The sequence below is a fragment of the Ensifer sp. genome, assembly GCF_035999185.1.
Taxonomy (GTDB): domain Bacteria; phylum Pseudomonadota; class Alphaproteobacteria; order Rhizobiales; family Rhizobiaceae; genus Ensifer.
The window spans coordinates 1-23,619 of sequence record NZ_DASYHB010000212.1; the positions used below are offsets into that span (position 1 = coordinate 1).

Here is a 23,619-nt window from a genome sequence, read left to right on the forward strand (position 1 = left end):
GACCACGGGCCGTCCCGGTCCGGTCGTCGTCGACGTGCCGAAGGACGTGCAGTTCGCCACTGGCACCTATCACCCGCCGCGCAAGTCCGACGTGCACGTGTCGTATTCGCCGCGCGTGAAGGGCGACGCAACGCAAATCCGCAAAGCGGTGGCGCTGCTGGCCGGCGCCAAGCGCCCGGTGATCTATTCCGGCGGCGGCGTGATCAATTCCGGACCCGAAGCCTCCAAGCTGTTGCGCGAGCTGGTGTCGGTGACGGGCTTCCCGATCACCTCCACGCTGATGGGGCTCGGCGCGTATCCCGCATCCGGCACCAACTGGCTCGGCATGCTCGGCATGCACGGCACTTACGAAGCCAACATGGCGATGCACGATTGCGACGTGATGCTGTGCGTCGGCGCGCGCTTCGACGACCGCATCACCGGGCGCACCGATGCGTTTTCGCCGGGCTCGAAGAAGATCCACATCGACATCGATCCGTCGTCGATCAACAAGAACGTACGCGTCGACGTGCCGATCCTCCGCGATGTCGGCACGGTTCTGGAAGACATGGTCCGCCTGTGGCGCGCCGCCTCCAAGTCGGTCGACAAGGCACGCCTGTCGAACTGGTGGGAGACGATCGCCAAATGGCGCGCCCGCAATTCGCTCGCCTATGCGCCGAACGACGACGTCATCATGCCGCAATACGCGATCCAGCGCCTCTATGAGCTCAGCAAGGACCGCGACACCTACATCACCACCGAAGTCGGCCAGCACCAGATGTGGGCTGCCCAGTTCTTCGGCTTCGAGCAGCCGAACCGCTGGATGACCTCGGGCGGCCTCGGCACCATGGGTTACGGCTTCCCGGCGGCGATCGGCGTCCAGGTCGCGCATCCGAACAGCCTCGTCGTCGATATCGCCGGCGACGCCTCGATCCAGATGTGCATCCAGGAAATGTCCTGCGCCGTCCAGTACGGCCTGCCGGTCAAGATCTTCATCCTCAACAACCAGTACATGGGCATGGTGCGCCAATGGCAGCAGCTGCTGCACGGCAACCGCCTGTCGCATTCCTACACGGAAGCCATGCCTGACTTCGTCAAGCTAGCGGAAGCCTATGGCGGCGTCGGCATCCGCTGCGACAAGCCTGGTGAACTCGACGCTGCGATCCGCCAGATGATCGACACGCCGGCGCCTGTCATCTTCGACTGCCGCGTCGCCAACCTTGCCAACTGCTTCCCGATGATCCCCTCGGGCAAGGCCCATAACGAGATGCTGTTGCCCGACGAAGCCACGGACGAAGCGGTCGCCAACGCGATCGACGCCAAGGGCCGTCAGCTGGTCTGAGACAGGTAGAGGAATCAATCGAAATGAACGCACACCTTCAACCGACCGGCTCCGCCTACTTCATCGCCAAGGAGACCGAAGTCGCCGAAACCCACACGCTTTCGGTTCTCGTCGACAACGAGCCGGGCGTCCTTGCCCGCGTCATCGGCCTGTTCTCGGGCCGCGGCTACAACATCGAGAGCCTCACGGTTTCGGAAACCGAACACGAGGCGCACCTGTCGCGCATCACCATTGTGACGCGCGGCACGCCGCACGTGCTCGACCAGATCAAGAACCAGCTCGAACGGCTGGTTCCGGTTCATCGCGTCGTCGACCTCACGGTGCGCGCCGGCTCGCTCGGCCATGATCGTCCGGTCGAGCGCGAACTGGCGCTCGTCAAGGTACACGGCTCGGGCGACCACCGGGTCGAGGCGCTCCGCCTTGCCGATGCCTTCCGAGCCTCGGTCATCGACGCCAACATCGACCACTTCGTCTTCGAGATCACCGGCAAGCCGTCGAAGATCGAACAGTTCATCGCCATCATGAAGCCGCTCGGTCTCATCGAAGTCTGCCGCACCGGGATTGCGGCCATGAACCGCGGCCCGCAGGGCATGTGATTTTTGAGGGGCGGCTCATAAGGCCGCCCCTTTCGCTTCGTGCCTTCACCTCACGACGGGCTTGCGCTGGGTTTGCCCCTCTCCTCGGGTTTAACCCGAGGACTAACCCTCTCCCCGCAGGCGCGGAGAGGGGACTGCGCCGAGCTTGCTGCGCCTCCAGCGATCGCCAAAAGCCAAAACTGCTGGCAACGCCGGTGCTTTGTGTCAGGCAGCCGCCGCGCGTTTCCTTCTCCCCGCAAGCGGCGAGAAGGTGGCCGGCAGGCCGGATGAGGCACAGGCCTCACCGGGTGATGCGGGGCACATTACGCAGACGAGGGGCAGGCCTACGCAAGAGTTGCCGGGCGCCGAGCTGTTGACTTCGTCACCACTTCTCGCCGACTAATTCCGCAAGGAATTGTGCAAGATAGCAGGTGCCGGATGAGTTCGACGACGATGCAGGCATTTGTCCTCACGCGATACGGCGGAACCGACGCTGCCGAGCTGCGCGAGGTGCCGCGCCCGCGGCCTGCGCGAGGCGAGGTGCTGGTGCGCGTGCATGCCGCCGGCCTCAATCCGGTCGACTACAAGACGCGGGAGGGCATGCTCAAGGTCGTGCAGCGCTATCCGCTGCCGGCCGTCATGGGCAACGAGCTTGCAGGCGTCGTCGAGGCGCCAGGCGACGGCGTTGCCGCCTTCAAGTCGGGAGACCGGGTCTTTGCCCGCATGCCGAAGGGCGCCATGGGCGCTCTTGCCGAATATGCCGTCGTGCCTGAAAAATTCCTGGCAAGGATGCCCGCATCGACCGACTTCAACACCGCTGCCGGAGTGCCGCTTGCGGGTCTCACCGCATTGCAGGCGCTGCGCGACGAGCTTCGCGTGGGCCAGGGCAGCCGGATCTTCATACCCGGAGGTGCCGGCGGTGTCGGCACCTTTGCCATCCAGCTGGCGAAGTGGCTGGGCGCGGAGGTGACGACCACAGCATCGCCGCGCGGCCGTGCGCTGGTCGAGGACCTCGGCGCGGACGTGGTGATCGACTATACGACGCAAAAGTTCGAGGAGCAGTTGCGCGGCATGGACGGCGCGTTCGACCTGCTGGGCGGCGAAACGCTTCTGAAGTCGTTCAGCGTGGTCAAGCGCGGCGGAAAGGTGGTTTCCATTGCCGGCATGCCGGAACCGGAAACGGCGCGCAAGGACCTCGGCCGCGGCCTGTTCTTAAGCACGCTGTTCTGGTTTGCGTCCTACCGGATCCGCTCCGTCGCCCGCAAGCACGGTGTCGCCTACCGTTATCTCTTCATGCATCCGAGCGGACCCGAGCTTGCCGAACTCGCCGATCTGATCGACGCAGGAACGATCAGGCTTGTCATTGACCGGACGTTTCCTTTTCGGGATGTCGCCGCGGCCTTTGACTACCTGGAAACTGGCCGCGCCAAGGGCAAGGTGGTGGTGGAGATCGCGGGCGGTTCTGGCTGATCGGCGCCGCGACACCGGCATTCGCCGGGTTGAAGCGAGGCCGGGGTGAAGCGGGGTTGGGGTAAAGCGGTCGCGACGGAAGTCGGGCACGAAGAAGACGCGATTTTCTGGTGCAAGCGGGGCGTCCATCGGGGGGCGTGCCTCGCGCGACACCCGGGCGTTGCTCGCCAAAAAGCGCACGCTTTGATAAGCTTGCGCCATGCCGTGCGAGGCGATGCCATGCCAAGCGATCAAGAGCCAACCCATCTGGCAGCAATGAAGGGAGACGGCTTCTACAACCGTCATTCGGCGATGCAGACGACCGGCATTGCCGCGCTGCTTCCGTTGTGGGAAGCCGCCTGCCGGACCGTTGTGGTTGGCGAAGGTCCAATGACCATCGTCGATTATGGATGCTCGCAGGGCCGCAACTCGATGATCCCCATGCGCGTCGCAATCGAGGCGCTGCGGCTACGATCAGGCGTGCCGATCGAGGTGGTCCACACCGACCTTCCGTCGAACGATTTTTCGGCCCTGTTCGAGGTGCTCGCCTCAGATCTGAACAGCTACATGAACGACGCTTCCGAGGTTTTTCCGTCGGCGATCGGCAGGTCCTATTTCGAAGCGCTGTTTCCGCCCCAACGCGTCGGTCTGGCCTGGACGACCTGGGCACTGCAGTGGATGAGCGTCAGCACGATCGAGGCGCCTGACCATATTCTGGCCGGGATGAGCAGCGAGGCGTCGGTGGTTGCGGCGGTAAGGGAACAACAGGCGAAGGATTGGGAGCTGTTTCTGACGCTCCGGTCAAGGGAGATGCGTCCCGGCGCAAAACTCCTGGCAGGATTTACCGCCCGCACAGCAAACGCCACCGGCTGGGAATGGCTGCTCGGCGAGCTGTGGGCGGCTGTCTGCGACATGGCGACGGAGGGCTGGCTTTCCGAGCCCGAGCGCAAGCGCCTGACGATACCGATCGGCCTTCGAACCCTGGCAGAAATTGAGCGGCCATTTGCAGAGGCTGGAGTGTTTGCAGGCCTTGCGCTCGATCATCTCGAGCTCGTCAAGCTCGCTGATCCGTGCTGGGAGGATTTCGAGCGGAGTGGCGATGCGTCGGCCTTCGCCAAACGTTATGCGGATATGACGCAGGCCTGGTGTGCGCCGATGATTGCAAGCCTGGTTGCGCCGTTTCGCGAACCGACCGCATTTCTAGCGGAACTGTTTGCCCGCTTCGAGCAACGGCTGTCTGAGCGCCCCAGACGTCACGAGCCCTATATGGCGGCCGTTGTTTTGTCCAAACGCGCATAGCCGGAGAGCACCAAGGCAGGCAGTCGCGATGGTCGCAACGGGCGCCTTGCGCCGCCCGCGTTGCATGCTCGCCGCCCTGAGGAGAGATGCAATGGGCGCTAGCTGCCCTTCGCCTTGGCTTCGCTTTCCCGCTTGAGCGGGCGGCTGACGGGGCAGACCTCCTGGGCAAAACCGTTGAGCGTGTTGATCAGGTTGTTGGTCACGATCGTGTAGTGCACGAACTGGCCGCGCTTTTCCTTGGCGATCAGGCCGGCGTTTTCCAGCACCGTCAGGTGTTGCGACACCGATGGCTTGCTCATGTTGAATTTTTCGGCGATCTCGCCCGCCGTCAGGCTCGAGGCCGAGAGGTAGGCGAGAATCTTGCGCCGATGCAGCGAGGACAGCGCGTTGAAGATCCGCTGGGCCGATCCGCCTGTTTCGCCTGTCTCTTCGTTCACCAACCGTCTCCCTGGTCTTCGCGCCGTCGAAGCAGCAGATAGATAATTAGGATATTGCCTAAATACTTATCTGCAGGTAAATATGTAATTAGTTTATTTCCTAATTAACGTCTGCGCCGGTGATTTTCAACCGGGTCCTTCAGTGTTGCCTGAAATCTGACCGGTTTCAGAGGGGAGGGTGTCATGGATGTCGTTTCGACTGACAGGATGATTGCGGGGCCGGGCAGCGATCCGGTGCGTGGCAAGGTCGTCTGGATCCCGGGGAAATCGCTCTGGATCACTGGCATGACACTGGTGGCCATCATCGGCGCGCCATTGACCTTTTCACTCGACGCTTTCGTGGTCTTCATCATTCTGACGGCTTTGACCATCTGCCTTGGCCATTCGGTCGGGATGCACCGCCTGCTGATCCACCGCTCGTTCGCGGCGCCGCTCTGGCTTGAACGGACGCTCGTCTATCTCGGCGTGCTCGTCGGCATGGCCGGGCCGTTCGGCATGGTCCATGCCCATGACATTCGCGACTGGGCGCAGCGCCAGGAGGCGTGCCACGATCTCTATGCGCATCGCCGCCCGTTCCTCACCGATGCCTTCTGGCAGATGCATTGCGCCGTTCACCTCGATCACCCGCCGCGCTTCGTCATCGAGGATCGGGTTGCGCGCGACCGGTTCTATCGCTTTCTTGAAGCGACGTGGATGCTGCAGCAGGTGCCGTTGGCCTTGTTGCTCTTTGCTCTTGGAGGGATCGCCTATGTGGTCTGGGGCGTGGCGGTGCGCGTTGCCGTTTCGCTGACAGGTCACTGGCTGGTCGGTCACTTCGCCCACCGCGGCGGCGAGCAGGGATGGCGGGTCGATGGCGTCGCCGTGCAGGGCTACAACCTGCCGCGCTTCGGGCTCGTCACCTTCGGCGAGGCCTATCACGGCAATCACCACGCCTTTCCGGGCTCCGCCCGGCTTGGCATCGAGCCCGGGCAGGTGGACCTCGGATGGTGGTTCATTCGTCTGCTATCGCGCCTTGGCCTAGCCTCAGAGATCAAGCTGCCCGCCAATACGCAACGGCGCGCCGGTCTCAGGCGTGTCGCCGCAGTGGTAGCGCGCCCCGGTCCTCGGCGAAGGGCCTGTCCGGTCCTGCGCACGCTTCTGCGTTAGGGGCGCGGATGACCCGACTGGGTATTCCGCCCGATGCCCTCAAAGACCCGGAATGCTCCCGGTTTGCTGGGCAACGAAGTCGCAGAATCGTCGAACGCGAAGCGGCATCATCGGGCCGAAGGCGTGCACGATGTTGAGAGGCTGCGGCGGCAAATCCAGCTCGGTTGAAATGTCGATCAGTTGCCCGTTGTTCAATTCGTCCGCGACCACGCACCGCATCAGCAATGCCGCGCCCAGCCCGTGGAGCGCTGCGGCGCGCAGCGCTTGCCCGGTGTCGCAGTCCACGCGGCCTTGAGGCGTGAAGTGCTTGCCGCCTGCAAGGACGACGGGGCTTGGATGGCCATGGACGGTGTAGCGGGCGAAGGGAAGGGCCACAGCGTCGTCCGTCGTGCGCGGCCTGCCGTGTTTTTCGACGTAGGCCGGGGACGCAACGATCACCATCTTGACGTCCGCGAGCTTTCGCACCCGCAGTTCGCCTTGCCCGCCGGTGCCCACGCGAAAAGCCACGTCATAGTCCTCGCGGATCAAATCGACCTGCCGGTCCGTCAGTCCCACCTCCAGCTTGATGGCCGGGAAGGACGGTGCGAAATCTCGAAATATCGGGGTCATGAAGAAGCGGGCAAGTTCGCTTGGCATGCTGAACCGAATTCGTCCGGCGAGCGCTTCCTCATCGCCGGCGATCTCGTCCGACGTATCGAGCTGGCGCAGGAGTGGAGAAACCTTGTCGAACAAGGATTGCCCTTCGACGGTCAGAACCAGCGCGCGCGTCGATCTCAAGAACAGGCGGGCCCTGACCAGGACCTCCAATCGTCCGACGCTCTTCGACACGGCAGACGGCGATGTCCTCAGGACCTTGGCTGCAGCGCTGAACGAACCGGTCTCCACGGTCCTCACGAACGCGATCAAGCCGGGCGTCTCGTTCAGCAGATTGGGCATCTACACCTCGCAGGCACATGTCATGTGCTCGTGAACCCGCTAATGCGCCGTCCAAAGCACCCCTATCTCCATGACACCTAACATGGAGACGAAAATGAAAACACTTCAAGGAAAGGTTGCCGTCATCACCGGCGGCAACAGCGGCATCGGCAAGGCGACTGCCAAGCGCTTTGCCGAAGAGGGTGCCCAGGTCATCGTCACGGCCCGACGCCAGGACCTTCTCGATCAAGCCGTCGAGGAAATCGGTTTCGGCGCGATCGGCATCCAGGGCGACGTGGCGGATCTTGCGCATCACCGGGTAGTCGCGCGCACGGTGGCAGAACGCTTTGGCGCGGTCGATATCTACCTTGCCAATGCAGGCGTGATCGACCTGAAGCCGACCGACGCCATCACCGAAGAAGCCTATGACCGGCATTTTTCCATCAACACGAAGGGCGTGTTCTTCGGCGTTCAAGCCATTGCTCCCATCATGAACGAGGGCGGGAGCATCATCATCACCAGTTCGCTGGCGGCAACCAAGGTTCTGCCGAACCATGCCGCCTATGCCGGTTCCAAAGCTGCAGCTGCGGCATTCGCCAGAAACTGGGCGATCGAATTCAAGTCGCGTCGCATTCGCGTGAACGTTCTCAGTCCGGGACCGACGGACACGGAAATCCTCGGGAAGCTCGGAATCTCCGAGGCCGAACGCGGGCCATTTCTTGAGCACATGGCCGAGACGATCCCGGCGGGACGGCTGGGCACGTCTGACGAGCTTGCCAGTGCCGCACTGTTCCTCGCGTCAGATGCCGGTCGCTTCGTCAACGGTATCGAGCTCCACGTCGACGGCGGGATGTTGCTGGTCTAGCGGTGCGGCGATGCCATCGCTGCGAGGCGCTCGGGCGAATACCTTGCCGATACTGCACCGATTGCGCGTTTGGCGCGCAATCGGGCCGGGCGGCTGAGGCGCGGTCATGCTATCGGCAATCCGCTCTCAGATCATCTCCAGCGACCGCTTGCGCCTCGGCGGCGGGAAGGCGCGGTCGAGGTCGGCGAGATTTTCGGCCGTCAGGTGCAGGTCCATTGCGTCGCGGTTTTCGCGGGCGCGGTCGGCCGAGCCGGTTTTCGGGATGGAGATGACGCCGGGCTGCGTTTTCAGGAAGGCAAGCGCGATCTGCGATGGCGTTGCCTGGTGTGCCTTGGCGATGTGGATGAGGTCCGGATGGCGCAACAGCCGGCCCTCGTCGAGCGGCGAATAGGCCATGACGGCGATGCCCTGGCTCTGGCACCAGGGCAAGAGGTCGAACTCGATGCCGCGGCGCGAGAGATTGTAGAGCACCTGGTTGACCGCGACGTTTTTTCCGTCCGGCACCGAGAACAGCTCCTCCATGTCGTCGACATCGAAATTGGAAACGCCCCAGGCGCCGATCTTGCCGGCCTTCTTCAAGGCTTCAAAGGCTGCAACCGTTTCGGAAAGCGGATAACCGCCGCGCCAGTGCAGGAGGTAGAGATCGATATGGTCGACGCCGAGGTGGCGCAGGCTGCGTTCGCAGGCGGCCTCGGTGCCGACGCGACTGGCGTTCGACGGTAGCACCTTGCTGACGATGAAGGCCTCGTCGCGCCGGCCGCGCACGGCCTGGCCGACCACGCGCTCGGAGGCGCCGTTGCCGTACATCTCCGCCGTATCGATCAGCGTCATGCCGAGGTCGAGGCCGAGCTGCAGGCTTTTGACCTCGTCGGCGGCACGCGACGGTGCATCGCCCATGCGCCAGGTGCCTTGCCCAAGCACCGGGATTGCGCGGCCGTCGGGGAGCGTGGTCGTCGGGATCGGGTCGTGCATGCTGTTCTCCTTCGGACCGTGTCTGTCTGCGGCATGCGCAGCCTTCAAGATGTGCCAAGACGGCTATAACACCTTGGCGTGCCGCATGTTCCTATCCCTAAACCGGAAACGCTTTCAGGAAAGCCGCGGTACCGGTCCATCTAGCGCATCCGCTCAGGCTTTCGAGCCTTGGGCGATCAGCCGGCAAGCCGGCTGCGCTCCTTTTCCTTGCGCTGCAGGATTTCGACGAAAGCGCGGACCCGCGCCGGGCGGAAATGCGACGGTGGATAGACGACGTGGATGCCGCCCGAGGGCAGCGACCATTGGGAAAGCAGCCGCACCAGGCGACCCTCGGCAATGTCGGCGCGCACCTGATAGTCCGGCAGCACCGCCAGGCCGATGCCGGCGAGCGCGCAGCAATGGGCGGCATCGGTGCTGTCGGCCGTCACCAGGGCGGTGCCGGTGATCGTCCTGTCTTCGCCGGCCCTGTTGGTGAACCGCCATTCGAGCGGCGCTTTCAGCGCGCCGTTGGCAATCCAGTCTGCCTTCGCCAGATCATCGAGAGCGAGCGTGTCACCAAGCTTTGCGGCATAGGCTGGCGCTGCGACGAGCAGCTGTTCGAAGGTGCCGACGCGTTTTGCCCGCTCGCTGGAATCGACGAGCCAGCCGGCTCGAATGGCAAGGTCGAGCCGCTTTTCGATCATGTCGTAGACGGTGTCGTTGAAGCGCAGGTCGACCTCCATCCCCGGATAGGCGGCGAGATACGTGGCGACAGCGTCGGTCACCACCTTGGCGCCGTAGTCGAGCGGGGCGGTCAGCGTCAGGGTGCCACTCGGAATGTCGGTTTCGGCCGAGACGGCGCCGACCGCCTCTTCGGCGTCACGCAGGATCAGGGCTGCGCGCTCGTAGAAACGCTGGCCGGTGGCGGTCGGACTGAGGCGCCGCGTGGTGCGCGCGAGCAAGGTGGTGCCCAGTTCCTTCTCCAGCTGGGCGACCTGATGGCTGACGGCGGCCTTGGCGAGGCCGAGCCGGTCGGCGGCCGCGGTAAAGGATCCACTTTCGACCACGGCGACGAAGTATGAGAGGCGATTTAGGTTTACGGTCACGCGCATCTTCCGGTGATTGTCTGATAGTATCGAACAATTTGTTCGCGTCGCGACGCTTTTTCAAGGGGCCGCTGACCGTCATCCTTCCTGGCCTGTTCCATAGACAGCCCAAGGAGAGTTCATGCAGATCCAGTTGACCCGGCGCACCGCACTCAAGACGATGGCGGCAGCCGGCGCCGCCGCCCTTATCCAGCCGATGGGCAGCCTGCGTGTCATGGCTGCCTCAACGCTGCAATGGCGCTATTTCCAAGCCGACGAGGCAGGCTTTGACCGCACGCCAGTGCTGCTTTCCGGTGAGAGCGAGGCGATCCTGATCGATGGCGGCTTCACGCTGTCGGATGGTCGCGCCGTTGCCGAGGCGATCAAGGCGACGGGCAAGCGGCTGACGACCATCTATGTCAGCTGCAACGACCCGGACTTCTATTTCAGCCTCAAACCCGTCGTCGAAGCCTTCCCGGATGCCAAGGTCATCGCGGCTTCTGCGACCGTCGCGGCCATCAAGGCCAACGTCCAGGGCAAGCTTGAAACCTGGGGGCCGCAGCTGAAGGACAATGGCCCGCAGACGCTTGCCGACGTGGTGATGCCGGAGGCCGACGATCGGACCTCGCTGACGCTCGAAGGGACTGATATCGAGATCGTGACGATTGAGGGCATGCAGGACCGGCGCTATCTCTTCGTGCCGGATCTGAACGCGATCTTCGGCGGCGTGCTGGTCTATTCCGGTTCGCATGTCTGGGTCGCCGACGAGGCGACCGCCGAGGGACGTGAACGGTGGATCGCAGCGCTCGACGCCATGGCGGCGCGCAAGCCCCAAATCGTCGTGCCGGCGCACAAGACACCGAGCGGTCCCGAGGGCATCGAGGCCATCCGCTTTACCCGCGACTATCTGGTCGCCTTCAACGAGGCGGCAGCTTCTGCCAAGGACAGCGCCGAGCTGATCGCCGCGATGACCAAGCGCTACCCGGATCTGCCCGGCGTCTCGTCGCTGGAGCTTGGCGCCAAGGTTGCCAAGGGCGAGATGAAGTGGGGCTGAGGCCTTCAGCCATCGATTGACAAGTGGGGCGGCGCGGCCTTTGCTGCGCCGCCTTGTCGGTTTCGTGTGACTTGCGAGCGCGCGGGACGGTTGACAATTGTCACCATGACAAGTTCGTGGCTGGTCCCGGATATTAGGTCAGTTATGCTGACCTAATTGCGAGGGAGGAAGTCATGCAGGTCGATACGCTTCTGGCGTTGTTTTTGTTTGCATTCACGACATCGATCACGCCGGGACCCAACAACATGATGCTGTTCGCATCGGGTGTGAATTTTGGTTTCGTGCGGACCATTCCGCACATGCTCGGCATCGGCGTCGGCTTCTTCGTTCTTCTGATCGCCGTCGGCTTCGGGCTCGGCGCGCTGCTTCACTCCGTGCCGCTCATCTACACCGCGCTGAAATTTGCCGGCGGTGCCTATCTCATCTGGATCGCCTGGAAGATCGGCACCTCGCGCTCGCTCGGCGAGGGCAAGGCCGGCGCCAAGCCGATGAGCTTCGTGGCCGCTGCCGCCTTCCAGTGGGTCAATCCCAAGGCCTGGGTCATGGCGGTTTCGGCCATGGCCACCTATACCAGCAGCGAGAGCTACCTGATGAGCGTGCTCGTCGTCGGCCTCGTCTTTGCGCTCGTCAATGTGCCGAGCGTGTCCACCTGGGCCGGCTTCGGCTCGGCGCTTCGGCAATGGCTGTCGGAGCCGGTGCGCCTCAAATGGTTCAACATCACCATGGCGGTGCTGCTCGTCGTCAGCCTCTGGCCGATGCTAAAATAACGTGAACTGCGGCTTCACCAGCATCAGCCAGAAGATGCCGGTCACAGCAAAAAAGGCGGGGAAGCCGCAGGCAAACCAGATGGCGTAGAGCCGATCGAATTCCTGGGACAGCGGCTTGCCTTCGACCGTCGCGAGGCGGGCGAGGTTGCGCAGCCGCAACTGGATCCACACGACCGGCAGCCAGAACAGTCCCGTCACCACGTAGAGGATCAGCGACAGCGCGATCCAGCCTTCGCTCAGCGACCAGCCGATGCTTGTGGCCAGCAGATAGCCGGTGATCGGCTGGATCACCACCGCGGTGGCGGTAAAGACCGTATCGGCGACGACCACCGTGCCGGCGACATGGGCGATCAGCCGCGTGTCACGCGTACGCCTGGCCATCACCATGAAGAAGGCGATGCCGGCGCCGGTGCCGAAGAGCACGGCGGCGCCGATCACATGGGCAAGGCGCAGCAGGTCTTCGGGAAGCATCAGCGTTCATCCAGTATGGCTAACGTCGCAAGCGTGGCGAGCAGCGACGGCAACACCTTGACGAGTGGTCCGAGCGGATCGGCCCAGAGCTCGGGTTCAAAGACCGTGGCGGAGGCGAGATAGGCGACGGTCAGAGCGAGCATGCCGAGAAGCGCGCGCCGGGCAAGGGGGCGGACGAGCACGGCGATGCCAAGCACGACATCGGCAAGGCAGGCAAGCATCATCAAGACCGTCGCCGGGCCGGGTGTGAGGAAGCGCAGGAAATGCTGACGCGCCTCGTCGAAGGCAAAGAGCGGGATCAGCCCCGATAGCAGCCAGAAGACCGAAAGCCCGGCGATCAGCAGCGGCTTCAACAGGTAAAGGCGGGCAAACCAGAGATCCTGGACGCCGGATGGATGGGCAGAGAGGCTCTGGCGGGCAGAGAGGAACGGCCCCGGGGCCTGGGTGCCGCCGGCTGCGGAAACACCGCCGGCCATGACCGAAAGCGCCGTCGAGCGCAGTGGCGAGCGCCAGCCGAGCCTTCCGGCGACGTCGGCAAGAAGCCCAACGGGCGCGGCGAGCAAGGCCGGCAGAGAGACGATCCGGACTGGCGGCAGGCCGAGCCACTGGCGGTGCGCTGCTACGAGTTCGGCAAGGGTCGACGGTTGCGGGTGGCCGAGCACGAGATCGCTACCCTCGGGCATCAGGCCGGCAACGGCTGCGCTGACGGCCTCGGCGACATCGCTCATGGCGACCGTCTCGACGCGCGCGTCGGCATGCACGAGCGGGACGACGAAGGGCAGGGCCGCGAGCGCGCGCAGGAGCGCCGAGCCGCCATGGGCATTGCGGCCGAGCACCAGCGCCGGCCTCAGGATGACATGCGCCACGCCGCTTGCCGAAAGCGCCGCATCGGCGCGGAACTTGGTGGCGAGAAAGGTGCTGTCGCTGCCGGCGCCACCCTTTGGCGCGGAGATCTGGACAATGCGGATTTTGGACGTCTTCGCCGCCGCGTAGAGCGCCAGCATCGCTGCCTCCTGCGTCGCGGCCACGTCGTCGGCAAGCCCATCCTGCAGCGCGCCGGCGCAGTTGACGATGACGTCATGGCAATCGACCAGCTCCCGCCAGTCGCCGGGACTGCGCATGTCGGCGAGGTCGGCAGCAAGCCATGCGACGTCCGGCCGCTTCAGCCTGGCGCGCGCGACATGGCGGCCAAGGCCAGTGACGCTATGTCCGTCGCCTGCCAGCCGGTCGAGGAGGGCCGAGCCGATGAAGCCGGTGGCGCCGAGAATCAGTATCTTCATACGGACAGAATAGAGACGGTTGTGTGCGCCAGCAGCATGTATCGCCAGAGTTTTGGCACGTGCGCGCAATTGTCGTCCCGGCGGCGGGACACGGGGCGGGCGTTCTGCTGCGATCCGGACTTGTCATGGTGACAATTCTCGCCGCTATCTGCCGATGAAATCGATTTCGAATCCGGGTGTCATGAGCTACCACTATCGCCCGAGTGAGGAGGCAGCGCCAATCGTGCGCCCGAGGGGTGCGGCGCTGCGAGGAGCCCAGGCAATGTCCGACCACGAGCACGGCCATGATCACCACGATCACGACCATCACCACCATCACCACGACAACCATTTCACCGACATCGAAGCGCGGGTGAAAGCTCTGGAGACGGTGCTGACCGAGAAGGGGCTGATCGATCCGGCGGCAATCGACGCCATCGTCGAGACCTATGAGACGAAGATCGGCCCGCGCAACGGCGCGCGCGTGGTGGCCAAGGCCTGGGTCGATCCTGATTTTGCCGACTGGCTGAAGCGCGACGCGACCGAGGCGATCGCGAGCCTCAGCTATACCGGGCGCCAGGGCGAGCACATGCGCGCCGTGTTCAACACGCCAGACACGCATAACCTCGTCGTCTGCACGCTTTGCTCCTGTTATCCCTGGTCGGTGCTCGGCCTGCCGCCTGTCTGGTACAAGGCGCCGCCCTACCGCTCGCGCGCCGTCATCGATCCGCGCGGGGTGCTCCAGGAATTCGGCCTGACGCTGCCGGAGACGACGCGCATCCGCGTCTGGGATTCGACCGCCGAGCTACGCTACCTGGTGATCCCCGAGCGCCCGCATGGGACCGACGATTTCAGCGAGGAGGAACTGGCGGCGCTGGTGACGCGCGATGCCATGATCGGCACCGGGATCGCCCTTTCCAGGGAGACGCTTCGATGAACGGTCCGCACGATCTCGGCGGCGCCCATGGCTTAGGCCCGGTGGCGCCGGAAAAGGACGAGCCCTATTTCCACGGCGAATGGGAAAAGCGGGCGCTCGGCGTGACGCTGTCGTGCGGCGCGTTTGGCGCCTGGACGATCGACGAAAGCCGACACGCGCGCGAAAGCCTGCCGCCGGCGACCTATCTGTCGGCAAGCTATTACGAGATCTGGACGCGGGCGCTGGAAAAGCTCTTGAAGCGCCACGGTTTCGTGACGCAGACCGAACTCGACGGCGGGCGCATGCTGGAACAGGGCGCGAGCCCGAAGCGGGTGCTGAAGGCCGACATGGTGGCGGGCGTGCTCGCCAAGGGCGGCCCCTGCGACCGCCCGGTCGAGACCGCCCCGCGCTTTGCCGTCGGCGACCCGGTGAAGACCAAGAACTTCAATCCGGAAACCCACACGCGTCTGCCGCGCTACGCCCGTGCCAAGCGCGGGCGAGTGGAGGCTGTGCAGGGCTCCTTCGTCTTTCCTGACGATAACGCCCATGGTCGCGGCGAGAACCCGCAATGGGTCTATACCGTCGTCTTCGACGGGCCCGAGATCTGGGGCGAGGGCGCCGATCCGACGCTGACGGTCTCGATCGATGCCTGGGAGAGCTACCTTGAACACGTGTAAGGTGACGTCGCCGCTCATCGCCTCGGCCGAGCTGCCGAAATCGCCGGAGGGCGATCCGGTCTTTGCCGAGCCCTGGCAGGCCAACGCCTTCGCCATGACCGTGCGCCTGCACGAAAGGGGCGTGTTCTCCTGGCCGGAATGGGCCGAAGCGCTGTCGGCCGAACTCTACAAGCCCGGCCGCAAGGCCGATGCCAGCGACTACTATGACTGCTGGGTGGCAGCCCTTTCGCGCCTCGTCACCGAGCTTTCGCTCGCCTCCGGCCGCGAGCTCGAAGACCTGACGGCGAGCTGGCAGCGCGCGGCGGAAGCCACCCCCCATGGCAAGCCGATCGTGATCGAGAACGATCCGCGGCGGTAGCGGTGCGGCGAGCGCATTTGCCCCTCATCCTAGCCTTCTCCCCGCAGGCGGGGAGAAGGGACGTGCCCTGCGGCACCTCATCCCTTGGCGTCGCTGTCGGAAGCGAGCCTAGCTGGATGGCGGGCGTGCGCCACATGTTTTCATCTCCCCGCGAGCTGGCAACGCGCGACAGAGGTGGCGCCGCATGTCTGACGAAAAGCGAGCCTGCCCGGAAAGGTCTGTTGGTAGCACGTGCGTTTGCCACCCGTGTCCTTCTCCCCGCGAGCGGGGAGAAGGTGGCCGGCAGGCCGGATGAGGGGCGTGCCGTCACCGTGTGAACGAGGGCGCGAAGGCGGGGCGCATGCCTTTGCGGGTGGGCAGTCCCCCAAGCAGCTTCACCTTGCGTGAGGCAACCGTTCGAGCAGCCCCCGTTTTCACGCGTAATAGGCCGGTTGGTCGAGGTCGGAGAGCAGATCGGGACCGACAGGGTTCCAGCCGAGCAAAGCGCGGGTGCGGGCGCTGGAAACGGCCATGTTGCCGCCCGCCATGTTGGCGAACCAGCCGAAGTGCTCGCGCGGGCGGGGCTCGACGGGCAGGCCGAGATGGCGGCCGATGATGTCCGCGATCTGCCGGAACGGCACCGCTTCGTCCGCCACGGCGTGATAGACGCTCTCGGTCGCCCCACTTTCGAGCGCAAGGCGGTAGACCCGCGCGGCATCCTGGCGGTAGACGCCCGACCAGCAGTTTTCGCCGTCGTCGAGATAGGCCGAGACACCCGTCTGGCGCGCGAGCCGCACGAGCACGGGTATGAAGCCGCGGTCGCCGAGACCATGAACCGACGGCGCGAGCCGGACGGTTGCCGCCCGAACGCCGCATTCGGCAAGGGCACGGGCGGCGGCTTCTGATTTGCGCGGGACGACGGCGCCTGGAAGATCGGCCTCGGTCGCGCCACGCGGCAGGCCTGCGAGACCGGAGGTGACGAGCAACGGCCGATCGGAACCGGCCAGCACCGCACCGAGACGTTCGATGACGCGTTGATCCAGAGCTGCACTCGCCATGAAGCTCGAAAAGTCCTGGTCGAGGGCCGCGTGGACGAAGTCGTGGTTGAAGGCCGTGTGGATGACGGCGTCCGCATCGCGTGCAGCCTTTTCCAGGATCGCCGCGTCCTCGAGGCCGCCTTCGACGATGCTGGCGCCGGTTGCCGCCAGATCGCGCGCCTTGTCCTTGGAACGGACAAGTCCGGAAACCTCATGTCCCGCTTCGATCAGGTCTTTGACCACTGCGGACCCGACCCAGCCGGTCGCGCCGGTTACAAATACATGCATGGATGTTCTCCTTGGTGTGGCCCGCGGTGAGCGGACCATAGGTCGTCGGCCAAGCGAAACGATGGCCTCATCAGGCAAGACGCATCGTCACTTCGACGTCGTTCGTGAACGGTGTGGAAAGGTAGGTGTCCTCTGCCGCGCGGATGTAGTCGAGATATTCCGGGCACTTGTCGGCGTTGTCGGCAACAATCAGGGCGCCGGGCTTGAGCCGCGGCTCGAGCAGCCTGAAGACGTCGAGGTAGATCGATTTCGCACCATCGAGCAGCACCAGATCGATCCCGTCCGGAAGGTCGGCGAAGGTTTTCAGCGCGTCGCCTTCGCGGATCTCGACGAGGTCGCGCAGGCCGCCGTCGGCGAGGTTCTGGCCCGCCCGGATCACCTTGGACGGCTCGAATTCGCTGGTGATCAGTTGGCCGCCGCCGTTGTCGCGGAGCGCCGCCGACAGGTACAGCGTCGAAATGCCGAAGGATGTTCCGAACTCGACGATCGTGCGGGCGCCGCTGGAGCGGGCCAGCATGTAAAGAAGGTTCCCGGTCTCGCGTGACACCGGAAGCCACAGATCCTTCATCAGCCCATAGAGGCGGCGATACTCCGTCTTGCTCTGCAGCAAGGTTCGGCGCTCGTCTGCGGAGAGGTTTCCGATTTCGGGACCGGTTGCGGCATCGGCCTCTTCGAACAGGCGATCGAGAAGGCCTGAGAGAGGCTGGCTGGTGAGCGTCGTCATCGAAATTTCCTTCATGTTTGGCCTTGAAAGTCAGGCAAGGCTTGCCTTCGAGAAGGAAAATACGAATAATTCGTCGCATTCGCTAATCGCATTACAGGCGAGCCGCATGACCGACAGATCAAGTGCCCGTATTTCTTCAAGAAAAGCGCCGAAACAGGCCCGGTCGAACGAGCTGGTGAAGGCCATTCTCCAGGCGGCTGTTCAGGTTTTGGAAGAGGAGGGCGCGCAGCGTTTTACGACGGCCCGCGTGGCGGAGCGGGCGGGTGTCAGCGTCGGCTCGCTCTACCAGTATTTCCCCAACAAGGCGGCAATCCTGTTCCGCCTTCAAAGCGATGAGTGGCGGGAGACGTCGGGCCTGCTTGCCGAAATCCTCAGCGACCGGTCCCGGCCGCCGCTTGATCGGCTTCGCTCCCTGGTCCACGCCTTCCTCAGGTCCGAGTGCGAGGAAGCGTCCGTTCGAAGCGCCCTGAGCGACGCGGCCCCCCTTTATCGCGATACACCGGAGGCCCATGAAGCGAAGGGGGCCAATGATCCGCTCGTCGATCAGTTCATGCAGGAACTTCTTCCAGAAATGTCTGCCAGCGGCCGCGACCTTGCCGGTGACCTGGTGATGACGACGTTGACCACGGTGGGCAAGGATTTTTCGTCAACGCCGCGTACCGACGACGAGATCGCGGCCTATGCCGATGCGATGGCCGACATGTTCTCGGCCTATCTGCGCGCCTTTGGCGCCGGCACGCGGGAGGCTCGCGATCACTTAAGGTGAGGTTGGTGCGAAGACGGCCATAACGCCTTGATATGTCATGGGCTGCCGGCGGAGCCCGAACCGCAAATGCCTTGCCGGCGCCGTCAGCTTTTGGTCTCGCCCGACTTTTCGAACTGGCGGTAGCACTCGTCGGCCACCTGTTGCAAAAGCGCGCGCGGCACCTCGCCGGTGACGGCGTAGCCGAGTGGGCCGTCGATCCAGTAGAAGGTCTCTACTCCGTCGCTTTCGTCGATGCGGAAGGAGGTTTCGCGGTTGTCGTCGTTGCGGCCGAGAAGCACGGTCAGCCGCCGCCCGGTGCCGTCCTCGTACATGAACATCGCACCTGCTTTACCGTTGACCGGCAGCAGCCTGCCGCCGACCAGCGAGAAGCCGAGTGTCGAGAGATCGGGGATCGTCAGCGGATGGTCGAGGCGTTTTCCGAGCCAGTTGGCAAGGTGGGTCTGCTCATCGGCGCCGACCTCGACGGCGTGGCGCACTTCGCTGGCATAGACCAGGAAGGCCGATTGGGCTTGCCGGGGCAGACTGTCGGCTGTTGCAATCGGCCGGATGTCGCGATCCTGAGACAGCAGGGAGGGGGCATAGAGCCCGGTGAGCCCGCCGGCGACGAAGAGCGCGAGCCCGGCGGCGATGGCGCGCGCGATGGCGGCCGTTGAGCGTGTGTTCTTCCCAGAGCCTTCGTGCGGCCCATCGTTGCTGCGGCTTGCCGAAAGCAGCGCGCGGTCGCCGGCGTCGCTGTGGGCATAGCTCGAGAAAAGCGTGCGAAGCTCGACCGCCTGCGCCCGCCATGCTTTCACCTCTTCGGCGCGCGCGGGGTTCTGTTCCAGCCAGAGCTCGATCCGCACCCGTTCGCGCGGGGTCAGGAACCCGTCGACATAGGCGTGCAGGTCGTCTTCGGAGACGGTGTTGTGGTCGTCCGTCATTTCGGTCTCCGCATGCTGATCACATTGTCGTCCTTCATGGCTTCGGCAAGCTGGCGTCGCGCGCGCGAAAGCCGCGACATGACCGTGCCGATCGGAATGGCCATCATCTCGGCCACGTCCTGATAGCGGTATCCCTCGATCACCACGAGCATCAGCACCGAGCGGTTTTCCACCGAAAGCCCGTTCAGCGCCCTCTCCAGCCGCGAGCGCTCCAGGGGATCGCTCTCGCGGGTCTCGGCCTCAAGCCCGAGGTCCTCGTCCAGCGCCACCTGCGGGTGCATCGCGACGTACCGGTGCCGGTTGCGGCCAAGATTGGTCATGATCGTGAAGGCCCAGGCACGCAGGTTGACGCCGCGCCACTGCGCGCGGTGCGAAAGCACCTTCTCCACGCAGTCCTGCAGCAGGTCTTCGCCGTCCGGGTCCGAACGCACGAGACTGCGCGCATAGCGCCTCAGCGCCGGCACCAGCGCCAGCACATCCTCTTCGAACCGGTCGGATGCGGGGTTTTCTGCCCCCGCATCCTCTTGTCCGCCATTACGGCTTGGCGACATTCCATTCGCCCTTCTTCAAACCGTCGCCGGTGATGTCACCCATCTTCTTGTCCTTGACGAAGAAATAGAGCGGCATGCCGTCCTTGGCCCATTGCTTCGTGCCGTCCTTGCGCTCGACGATCGTATAGGCGCCATCGGCCTTTGCGCTGGCTTCCGCCATGAACGGCGGCCAGTTCTTGGCGCAGTCGTCGTAGCACATGGACATGCCGACATGATCGTCCTTGTAGGTGTAGAGCGTCATACCGTTTTCGCCCGCCAGCACCTTGCCCTTGGTCGATTCGACTTCCTTGACCGGCGGCGCGGCAAATGCCGTGGCGCTGGCCGCAAGCAGCATGGCGATCGTCAATGGAAACGTTCTCATGGCAATTGTCCTTCCTCAAGTTGGTTTGGCCTCAAGATGGCCTGGCCTCAAGTTGGTTTGACGGCAGAAGCGGACGAATGCCTCCTCGTCCCGTTCCGCGAGAGCCGCAAATTGCAGATCCAACCGTGAGACACGGCAAAGGCAGGATTTATTCCCGGAAAACTGGTGGTGTTGGAGGCCAAGGGCTATGGCCGAGAATCTGGCGAGGTCAAACTCGCTTCGAGGTGTGGTCGTTCGGGAACCGCGAAGGTTTACTCCGGGGTGCTATCCTCGTCGCCCACAGCCGGCGTCCAGGCATGGTCAGAGCGGCGGACGTCATCGAAGGCCGCTTCGATCCGTTCAATGACCGTCTCATCGTCTGTCGCGACCTCGTAGAACGTGCTGTCAATCGCGCGAATGCGGATCCAGAGCCGCTCCGGGGCGGCGGCCAAGGAGCCGGCAAACTCTCCCCAAATCACCTGCAGCGTGTCCTGCGCCGCTCCGGCCAGGTCCCAGCCGCTGACCGGTTCACCGGATGTGGCCATTTTCTCCAGGATGTCGCCACCAGGACCGGTGGCGTCGAACCATGAATATCCCGCTGCGACCGACGAAACGCGCCACGAGGCGGTGAAGTGGAGCGAGAAGTTGCAGGACGTCGCGCAGATCGAACGGCAGCGCTGCGCCGGGGGAACCGTACACACTGAGTATCGTCATGAGGCAAACTCCCAGAACGTCGGGCCGGCAATCCCGGCAGGCGCCGGCTTCACGCCCGATCCGCCACGAAGCGGGCGAGCGCCGGGCCGATCATGGTGATGATCAGGAGGCGCGCCGTCTGCAGCGCCATGACGAAGGAGAGATCGACATTGCTCGAGGCGGCGATGACGGCGATCGAGTCGAGACCGCCGGGGCTGGTGGCGAGATAGGCGGTCAGCGGATCGATGCCGACGACCTTGATCAGCAGCAGCGCAAGCAGGCCGGAAAACGAAATCAAGACGACGATCGAGATGATCGTCGGCACCAGCGCGCGGCGGGCGTGGATGAGGATCTGGCGGGTGAAGCCAAGGCCGATGTTCCAGCCGAGCAGTGCAAAACAGAGCGCCAGCAGCCATTGCGGCAGCACGGTGGTCATGACGCCGGAGACGTTGAGCGCAGCACCGACCAGAAAAGGCAGCAGGAAGGCGCCGGCGGGCACGCGCAGGAAGCGACCGGCAAAGGCTGCAGCAAGCCCGACGGCGATCGTCTCCAGGAAGGCGATGCCGTCGATCGGGGCAAGCCAGTGGGTGGTCTGCTCGGCCTCGGCGCCCGTGACCCACATATGGGCGACGACGGTTGCCGTGCTCGCGACGAAGATCACGCGCAGATACTGCATGAAGGCGACGAGCCGGGCATCGGCGCCGTAGGCATCGGCCATCATCAGCATCGTCGAGGCGGCCCCCGCCGACGAGCCCCAAATCGCCGTGGTACCGGGCAGGATGCGCATGCGGGTAATGACCCAGCCGCAGAGCGTGCTGACGGCGATGACCGAGAGAATGACGCCGAGGAACAGGGGCCAGTTGCCGGAGAAGGTCGCCAGCATGCCGGGCGTCATCGCGCCGGCGATCATCATCGCCAGAGTGAACTGCACGCAGAAGAACAACTGGCGGGGAAGGCGGATGGTGCCGCCATTCATGCCGACGAGGATGGCGGCCAGCATCGGCCCCATCAAAAGGCCGGCCGGCAGGCCGATGAATTCGAAGATCGAGGCGAGCACGATCGAGATCGCCGAGAGCATGCACCATTGCAGCCAGGGCGCCAGCCGTCCGATGCCGACTTTGTCCGGCGAGGGCAGCGCTTCGGGCTTGTCGGTCTTCACGGGCATTCTCCGGCATGAACCCGTAAGGGGAGGCGGCGCATGTCGCGCCTCTCGACGGGCTTTAAGCGATGGTCTTCGCCATGAGGATCGTGGCGCCATCGCCTACCGCTCGTTAGCAACAATGCGGCGTTGCATTCAAGGGGCAGGGCGGAGACAGGGCAAGAAAGTGCCACAGAAAGGGTGCCCTCAAAATCCGACGGGGGTGCCGTGCTTTGAAGGCAGGAGGAGCGACGAGGCCTCTCCCGCCGTGTCGCCCGCAGCACAGATGAGAAAAAAACGTGAACAAACGATCCGGCCGGCTGATGCGCGGATGTGCGTGGGGACTGGCAACAGGGTTGATTTTACGGGGTAATTTTCGGCGTTCCGAAGCGAGGTAAGTTCAACGGCCGCGATGCAGCCATCACCGCCCGCAAATCCGGGCTTGCGTGTGCCGCCCGAATCCTGACACTCAGCCCCATGCAATTCGCACCGCAACAGGACGAGGCCCTGAAGGCCGTTTCGCAATGGCTGAAAGAGGGCCGCTCGCCGCTCTTCCGGCTGTTCGGTTACGCCGGCACCGGCAAGACCACGCTTGCCCGGCACTTTGCCGAGCATGTCGATGGCGACGTGCTGTTTGCCGCCTTCACCGGCAAGGCCGCGCAGGTGCTGCGCTCCAAGGGCGCGAGCAACGCCAAGACCATCCATTCGCTGATCTACCGGCCGCGCGGCGAAGAGGAGGTTTCCGACGAGGAAACCGGCAAGACCTCGATCGCGCCGATGTTCTCGATCAACCGCCAGAGCCCGGTCGCCAAGGCGGCGCTGATCATCGTCGACGAATGCTCGATGGTGGACGAGGCGCTCGGCAAGGACCTGATGAGCTTCGGCACGCCGATCCTGGTGCTCGGCGATCCCGGGCAGCTGCCGCCGGTGACGGGTGGTGGCTACTTCACCAACCAGGAGCCGGATTATCTGCTGACCGATATCCATCGCCAGGCGCGCGACAACCCGATCATCCAGCTCGCCATGCAGGTGCGCGAAGGCAAGGAGATCATGCATGGCGACTACGGCACCACGCATGTGATCGGTCGCAACCAGGTGAACCAGGAGCTGGTGCTTGAAGCCGACCAGGTGCTGGTCGGCACCAACAAGACCCGGCGCCGCTACAACCAGCGGCTTCGCGAGCTGAAAGGCTTTACCAGCGAATACCCGCAATCGGGCGACAAGCTGGTCTGCCTCAGGAACGATCCGGCCAAGGGCCTGCTCAACGGCTCGCTCTGGCAGGTGATGAGTTCGTCGAAGGAAACGGTGAAGCCGGGCATCAACTTGATGATCCGTCCGGAAGACGACGACATGGATCGGGGGGCCGCCAAGATCAAGCTCTTGAAGGCCGCCTTCGAGGATGTCGAGGGCGAAATCCCGTGGACCACGCGCAAGCGCTACGACGAGTTCGACTATGGCTATGCGCTGACCGTGCACAAGGCGCAGGGCTCGCAGTGGAACAACGTCGTGCTCTTCGACGAGAGTTGGGCCTTCCGCGATACGCGGGAACGCTGGCTTTACACCGCCATCACTCGCGCGGCGGAGCGGCTGACCATCGTTCGCTGATCGCTGGCAAGAGTGCCCGACGGGGAGGGGTGA

Annotated in this window: 26 protein-coding genes; 13 read left to right on the forward strand and 13 right to left on the reverse strand. The window is 64.2% G+C overall.

From position 1 onward, the window contains the following. The 4 genes from VGO04_RS30890 to VGO04_RS30905 all read left to right on the forward strand — a co-directional run. On the forward strand, window positions 1–1,321 hold a 1,321-nt coding region (locus VGO04_RS30890), incomplete at its 5' end, for a thiamine pyrophosphate-dependent enzyme (RefSeq protein ID WP_327499803.1). A 23-nt stretch (window positions 1,322–1,344) separates the two neighbouring features. Continuing rightward, complete coding sequence (gene ilvN / locus VGO04_RS30895) at window positions 1,345–1,917, forward strand: acetolactate synthase small subunit (RefSeq protein ID WP_327499804.1); 573 nt, start codon at window positions 1,345–1,347, stop codon at window positions 1,915–1,917. Between the two features lie 417 nt (window positions 1,918–2,334). Continuing rightward, the gene (locus VGO04_RS30900; protein ID WP_327499806.1) at window positions 2,335–3,366 is read left to right on the forward strand and encodes an NADP-dependent oxidoreductase; all 1,032 of its coding nucleotides are present in this window, start codon (window positions 2,335–2,337) and stop codon (window positions 3,364–3,366) included. A gap of 219 nt (window positions 3,367–3,585) precedes the next feature. Further along, window positions 3,586–4,644, forward strand: a complete 1,059-nt coding sequence (locus VGO04_RS30905) for an SAM-dependent methyltransferase (protein ID WP_327499807.1) — start codon at window positions 3,586–3,588, stop codon at window positions 4,642–4,644. Window positions 4,645–4,742: 98 nt separating this feature from the next. Here VGO04_RS30905 and VGO04_RS30910 read toward each other — a convergent pair whose 3' ends face one another. Then, the gene (locus VGO04_RS30910) at window positions 4,743–5,081 is read right to left on the reverse strand and encodes a metalloregulator ArsR/SmtB family transcription factor (protein WP_327499808.1); all 339 of its coding nucleotides are present in this window, start codon (window positions 5,079–5,081) and stop codon (window positions 4,743–4,745) included. A 183-nt stretch (window positions 5,082–5,264) separates the two neighbouring features. On the opposite strand from VGO04_RS30910, the gene VGO04_RS30915 reads away from it, so the two are divergent. Continuing rightward, window positions 5,265–6,227, forward strand: a complete 963-nt coding sequence (locus VGO04_RS30915; protein WP_327499809.1) for an acyl-CoA desaturase — start codon at window positions 5,265–5,267, stop codon at window positions 6,225–6,227. 39 nt (window positions 6,228–6,266) lie between these two features. On the opposite strand, the gene VGO04_RS30920 is transcribed toward VGO04_RS30915, so the two are convergent. Further along, window positions 6,267–7,163, reverse strand: a complete 897-nt coding sequence (locus tag VGO04_RS30920) for a LysR family transcriptional regulator (protein WP_327499810.1) — start codon at window positions 7,161–7,163, stop codon at window positions 6,267–6,269. A gap of 94 nt (window positions 7,164–7,257) precedes the next feature. On the opposite strand from VGO04_RS30920, the gene VGO04_RS30925 reads away from it, so the two are divergent. Then, on the forward strand, window positions 7,258–8,007 hold the full coding sequence (locus tag VGO04_RS30925) for a glucose 1-dehydrogenase (RefSeq protein ID WP_327499811.1): 750 nt from the start codon (window positions 7,258–7,260) through the stop codon (window positions 8,005–8,007). A 126-nt stretch (window positions 8,008–8,133) separates the two neighbouring features. Here the strand turns inward: VGO04_RS30925 and VGO04_RS30930 are convergent, their stop codons facing one another. Together VGO04_RS30930 and VGO04_RS30935 are read right to left on the reverse strand one after the other, a co-directional pair. Continuing rightward, window positions 8,134–8,979, reverse strand: coding sequence for an aldo/keto reductase (locus VGO04_RS30930; protein WP_327499812.1), 846 nt, complete (start codon window positions 8,977–8,979; stop codon window positions 8,134–8,136). Between the two features lie 176 nt (window positions 8,980–9,155). Beyond that, the gene (locus tag VGO04_RS30935; RefSeq protein WP_327499813.1) at window positions 9,156–10,070 is read right to left on the reverse strand and encodes a LysR family transcriptional regulator; all 915 of its coding nucleotides are present in this window, start codon (window positions 10,068–10,070) and stop codon (window positions 9,156–9,158) included. Between the two features lie 115 nt (window positions 10,071–10,185). Between VGO04_RS30935 and VGO04_RS30940 the strand changes: the two genes are divergently transcribed. Continuing rightward, a complete protein-coding gene (locus VGO04_RS30940) occupies window positions 10,186–11,097 on the forward strand; it encodes an MBL fold metallo-hydrolase (protein ID WP_327499814.1) in 912 nt (303 codons plus the stop codon). 173 nt (window positions 11,098–11,270) lie between these two features. Then, window positions 11,271–11,864 (forward strand): LysE family translocator, encoded by a 594-nt coding sequence (locus VGO04_RS30945; protein WP_327499815.1) that lies wholly within the window; start codon window positions 11,271–11,273, stop codon window positions 11,862–11,864. Here VGO04_RS30945 and VGO04_RS30950 read toward each other — a convergent pair. Both VGO04_RS30950 and VGO04_RS30955 read right to left on the reverse strand, forming a co-directional pair. After that, window positions 11,856–12,335 (reverse strand): DUF2269 domain-containing protein, encoded by a 480-nt coding sequence (locus tag VGO04_RS30950; RefSeq protein ID WP_327499816.1) that lies wholly within the window; start codon window positions 12,333–12,335, stop codon window positions 11,856–11,858. The two genes, VGO04_RS30945 and VGO04_RS30950, sit on opposite strands and share 9 nt — an antisense overlap. Then, entirely contained in the window at window positions 12,335–13,615 is a 1,281-nt protein-coding gene (locus VGO04_RS30955; RefSeq protein ID WP_327499817.1) for an SDR family oxidoreductase, read from the reverse strand. Before VGO04_RS30955 ends, VGO04_RS30950 begins: the two co-directional genes overlap by 1 nt. 262 nt (window positions 13,616–13,877) lie before the next feature. Between VGO04_RS30955 and nthA the strand changes: the two genes are divergently transcribed. Genes nthA through VGO04_RS30970 form a run of 3 tightly spaced genes read left to right on the forward strand, consistent with a single transcriptional unit; the run spans window position 13,878 to window position 15,545 of the window. Then, on the forward strand, window positions 13,878–14,531 hold the full coding sequence (gene nthA, locus VGO04_RS30960; protein ID WP_327499818.1) for a nitrile hydratase subunit alpha: 654 nt from the start codon (window positions 13,878–13,880) through the stop codon (window positions 14,529–14,531). Further along, window positions 14,528–15,187, forward strand: coding sequence for a nitrile hydratase subunit beta (gene nthB, locus VGO04_RS30965; RefSeq protein WP_327499819.1), 660 nt, complete (start codon window positions 14,528–14,530; stop codon window positions 15,185–15,187). The genes nthA and nthB overlap by 4 nt, the downstream gene beginning before the upstream one ends. Further along, window positions 15,156–15,545: a nitrile hydratase accessory protein gene (locus tag VGO04_RS30970; protein ID WP_327499820.1), complete on the forward strand. Its 390-nt coding sequence runs from the start codon at window positions 15,156–15,158 to the stop codon at window positions 15,543–15,545. Before nthB ends, VGO04_RS30970 begins: the two co-directional genes overlap by 32 nt. 413 nt (window positions 15,546–15,958) lie before the next feature. Here the strand turns inward: VGO04_RS30970 and VGO04_RS30975 are convergent, their stop codons facing one another. Both VGO04_RS30975 and VGO04_RS30980 read right to left on the reverse strand, forming a co-directional pair. After that, window positions 15,959–16,849 (reverse strand): SDR family oxidoreductase, encoded by an 891-nt coding sequence (locus VGO04_RS30975; protein WP_327499821.1) that lies wholly within the window; start codon window positions 16,847–16,849, stop codon window positions 15,959–15,961. A 70-nt stretch (window positions 16,850–16,919) separates the two neighbouring features. Then, window positions 16,920–17,573 carry an O-methyltransferase gene (locus tag VGO04_RS30980; RefSeq protein WP_327499822.1) on the reverse strand — a complete coding sequence of 218 codons (654 nt, stop codon included), beginning with the start codon at window positions 17,571–17,573 and terminating at the stop codon, window positions 16,920–16,922. A 106-nt stretch (window positions 17,574–17,679) separates the two neighbouring features. On the opposite strand from VGO04_RS30980, the gene VGO04_RS30985 reads away from it, so the two are divergent. After that, window positions 17,680–18,339, forward strand: coding sequence for a TetR family transcriptional regulator (locus VGO04_RS30985; protein WP_327499823.1), 660 nt, complete (start codon window positions 17,680–17,682; stop codon window positions 18,337–18,339). 83 nt (window positions 18,340–18,422) lie between these two features. On the opposite strand, the gene VGO04_RS30990 is transcribed toward VGO04_RS30985, so the two are convergent. The 5 genes from VGO04_RS30990 to VGO04_RS31010 form a co-directional block, all read right to left on the reverse strand. After that, the gene (locus tag VGO04_RS30990; RefSeq protein ID WP_327499824.1) at window positions 18,423–19,259 is read right to left on the reverse strand and encodes an anti-sigma factor; all 837 of its coding nucleotides are present in this window, start codon (window positions 19,257–19,259) and stop codon (window positions 18,423–18,425) included. Then, the gene (locus VGO04_RS30995) at window positions 19,256–19,810 is read right to left on the reverse strand and encodes an RNA polymerase sigma factor (RefSeq protein ID WP_327499825.1); all 555 of its coding nucleotides are present in this window, start codon (window positions 19,808–19,810) and stop codon (window positions 19,256–19,258) included. Before VGO04_RS30995 ends, VGO04_RS30990 begins: the two co-directional genes overlap by 4 nt. Next, a complete protein-coding gene (locus VGO04_RS31000) occupies window positions 19,794–20,171 on the reverse strand; it encodes a hypothetical protein (protein ID WP_327499826.1) in 378 nt (125 codons plus the stop codon). Before VGO04_RS31000 ends, VGO04_RS30995 begins: the two co-directional genes overlap by 17 nt. Window positions 20,172–20,422: 251 nt before the next feature. Then, window positions 20,423–20,695 (reverse strand): hypothetical protein, encoded by a 273-nt coding sequence (locus tag VGO04_RS31005; protein ID WP_327499827.1) that lies wholly within the window; start codon window positions 20,693–20,695, stop codon window positions 20,423–20,425. A 218-nt stretch (window positions 20,696–20,913) separates the two neighbouring features. Further along, window positions 20,914–22,008 (reverse strand): AbrB family transcriptional regulator, encoded by a 1,095-nt coding sequence (locus tag VGO04_RS31010; protein ID WP_327499828.1) that lies wholly within the window; start codon window positions 22,006–22,008, stop codon window positions 20,914–20,916. 450 nt (window positions 22,009–22,458) lie between these two features. Between VGO04_RS31010 and VGO04_RS31015 the strand changes: the two genes are divergently transcribed. Next, complete coding sequence (locus VGO04_RS31015) at window positions 22,459–23,586, forward strand: ATP-dependent RecD-like DNA helicase (RefSeq protein ID WP_327499829.1); 1,128 nt, start codon at window positions 22,459–22,461, stop codon at window positions 23,584–23,586. The last annotated feature ends 33 nt before the right edge of the window (window positions 23,587–23,619 follow it).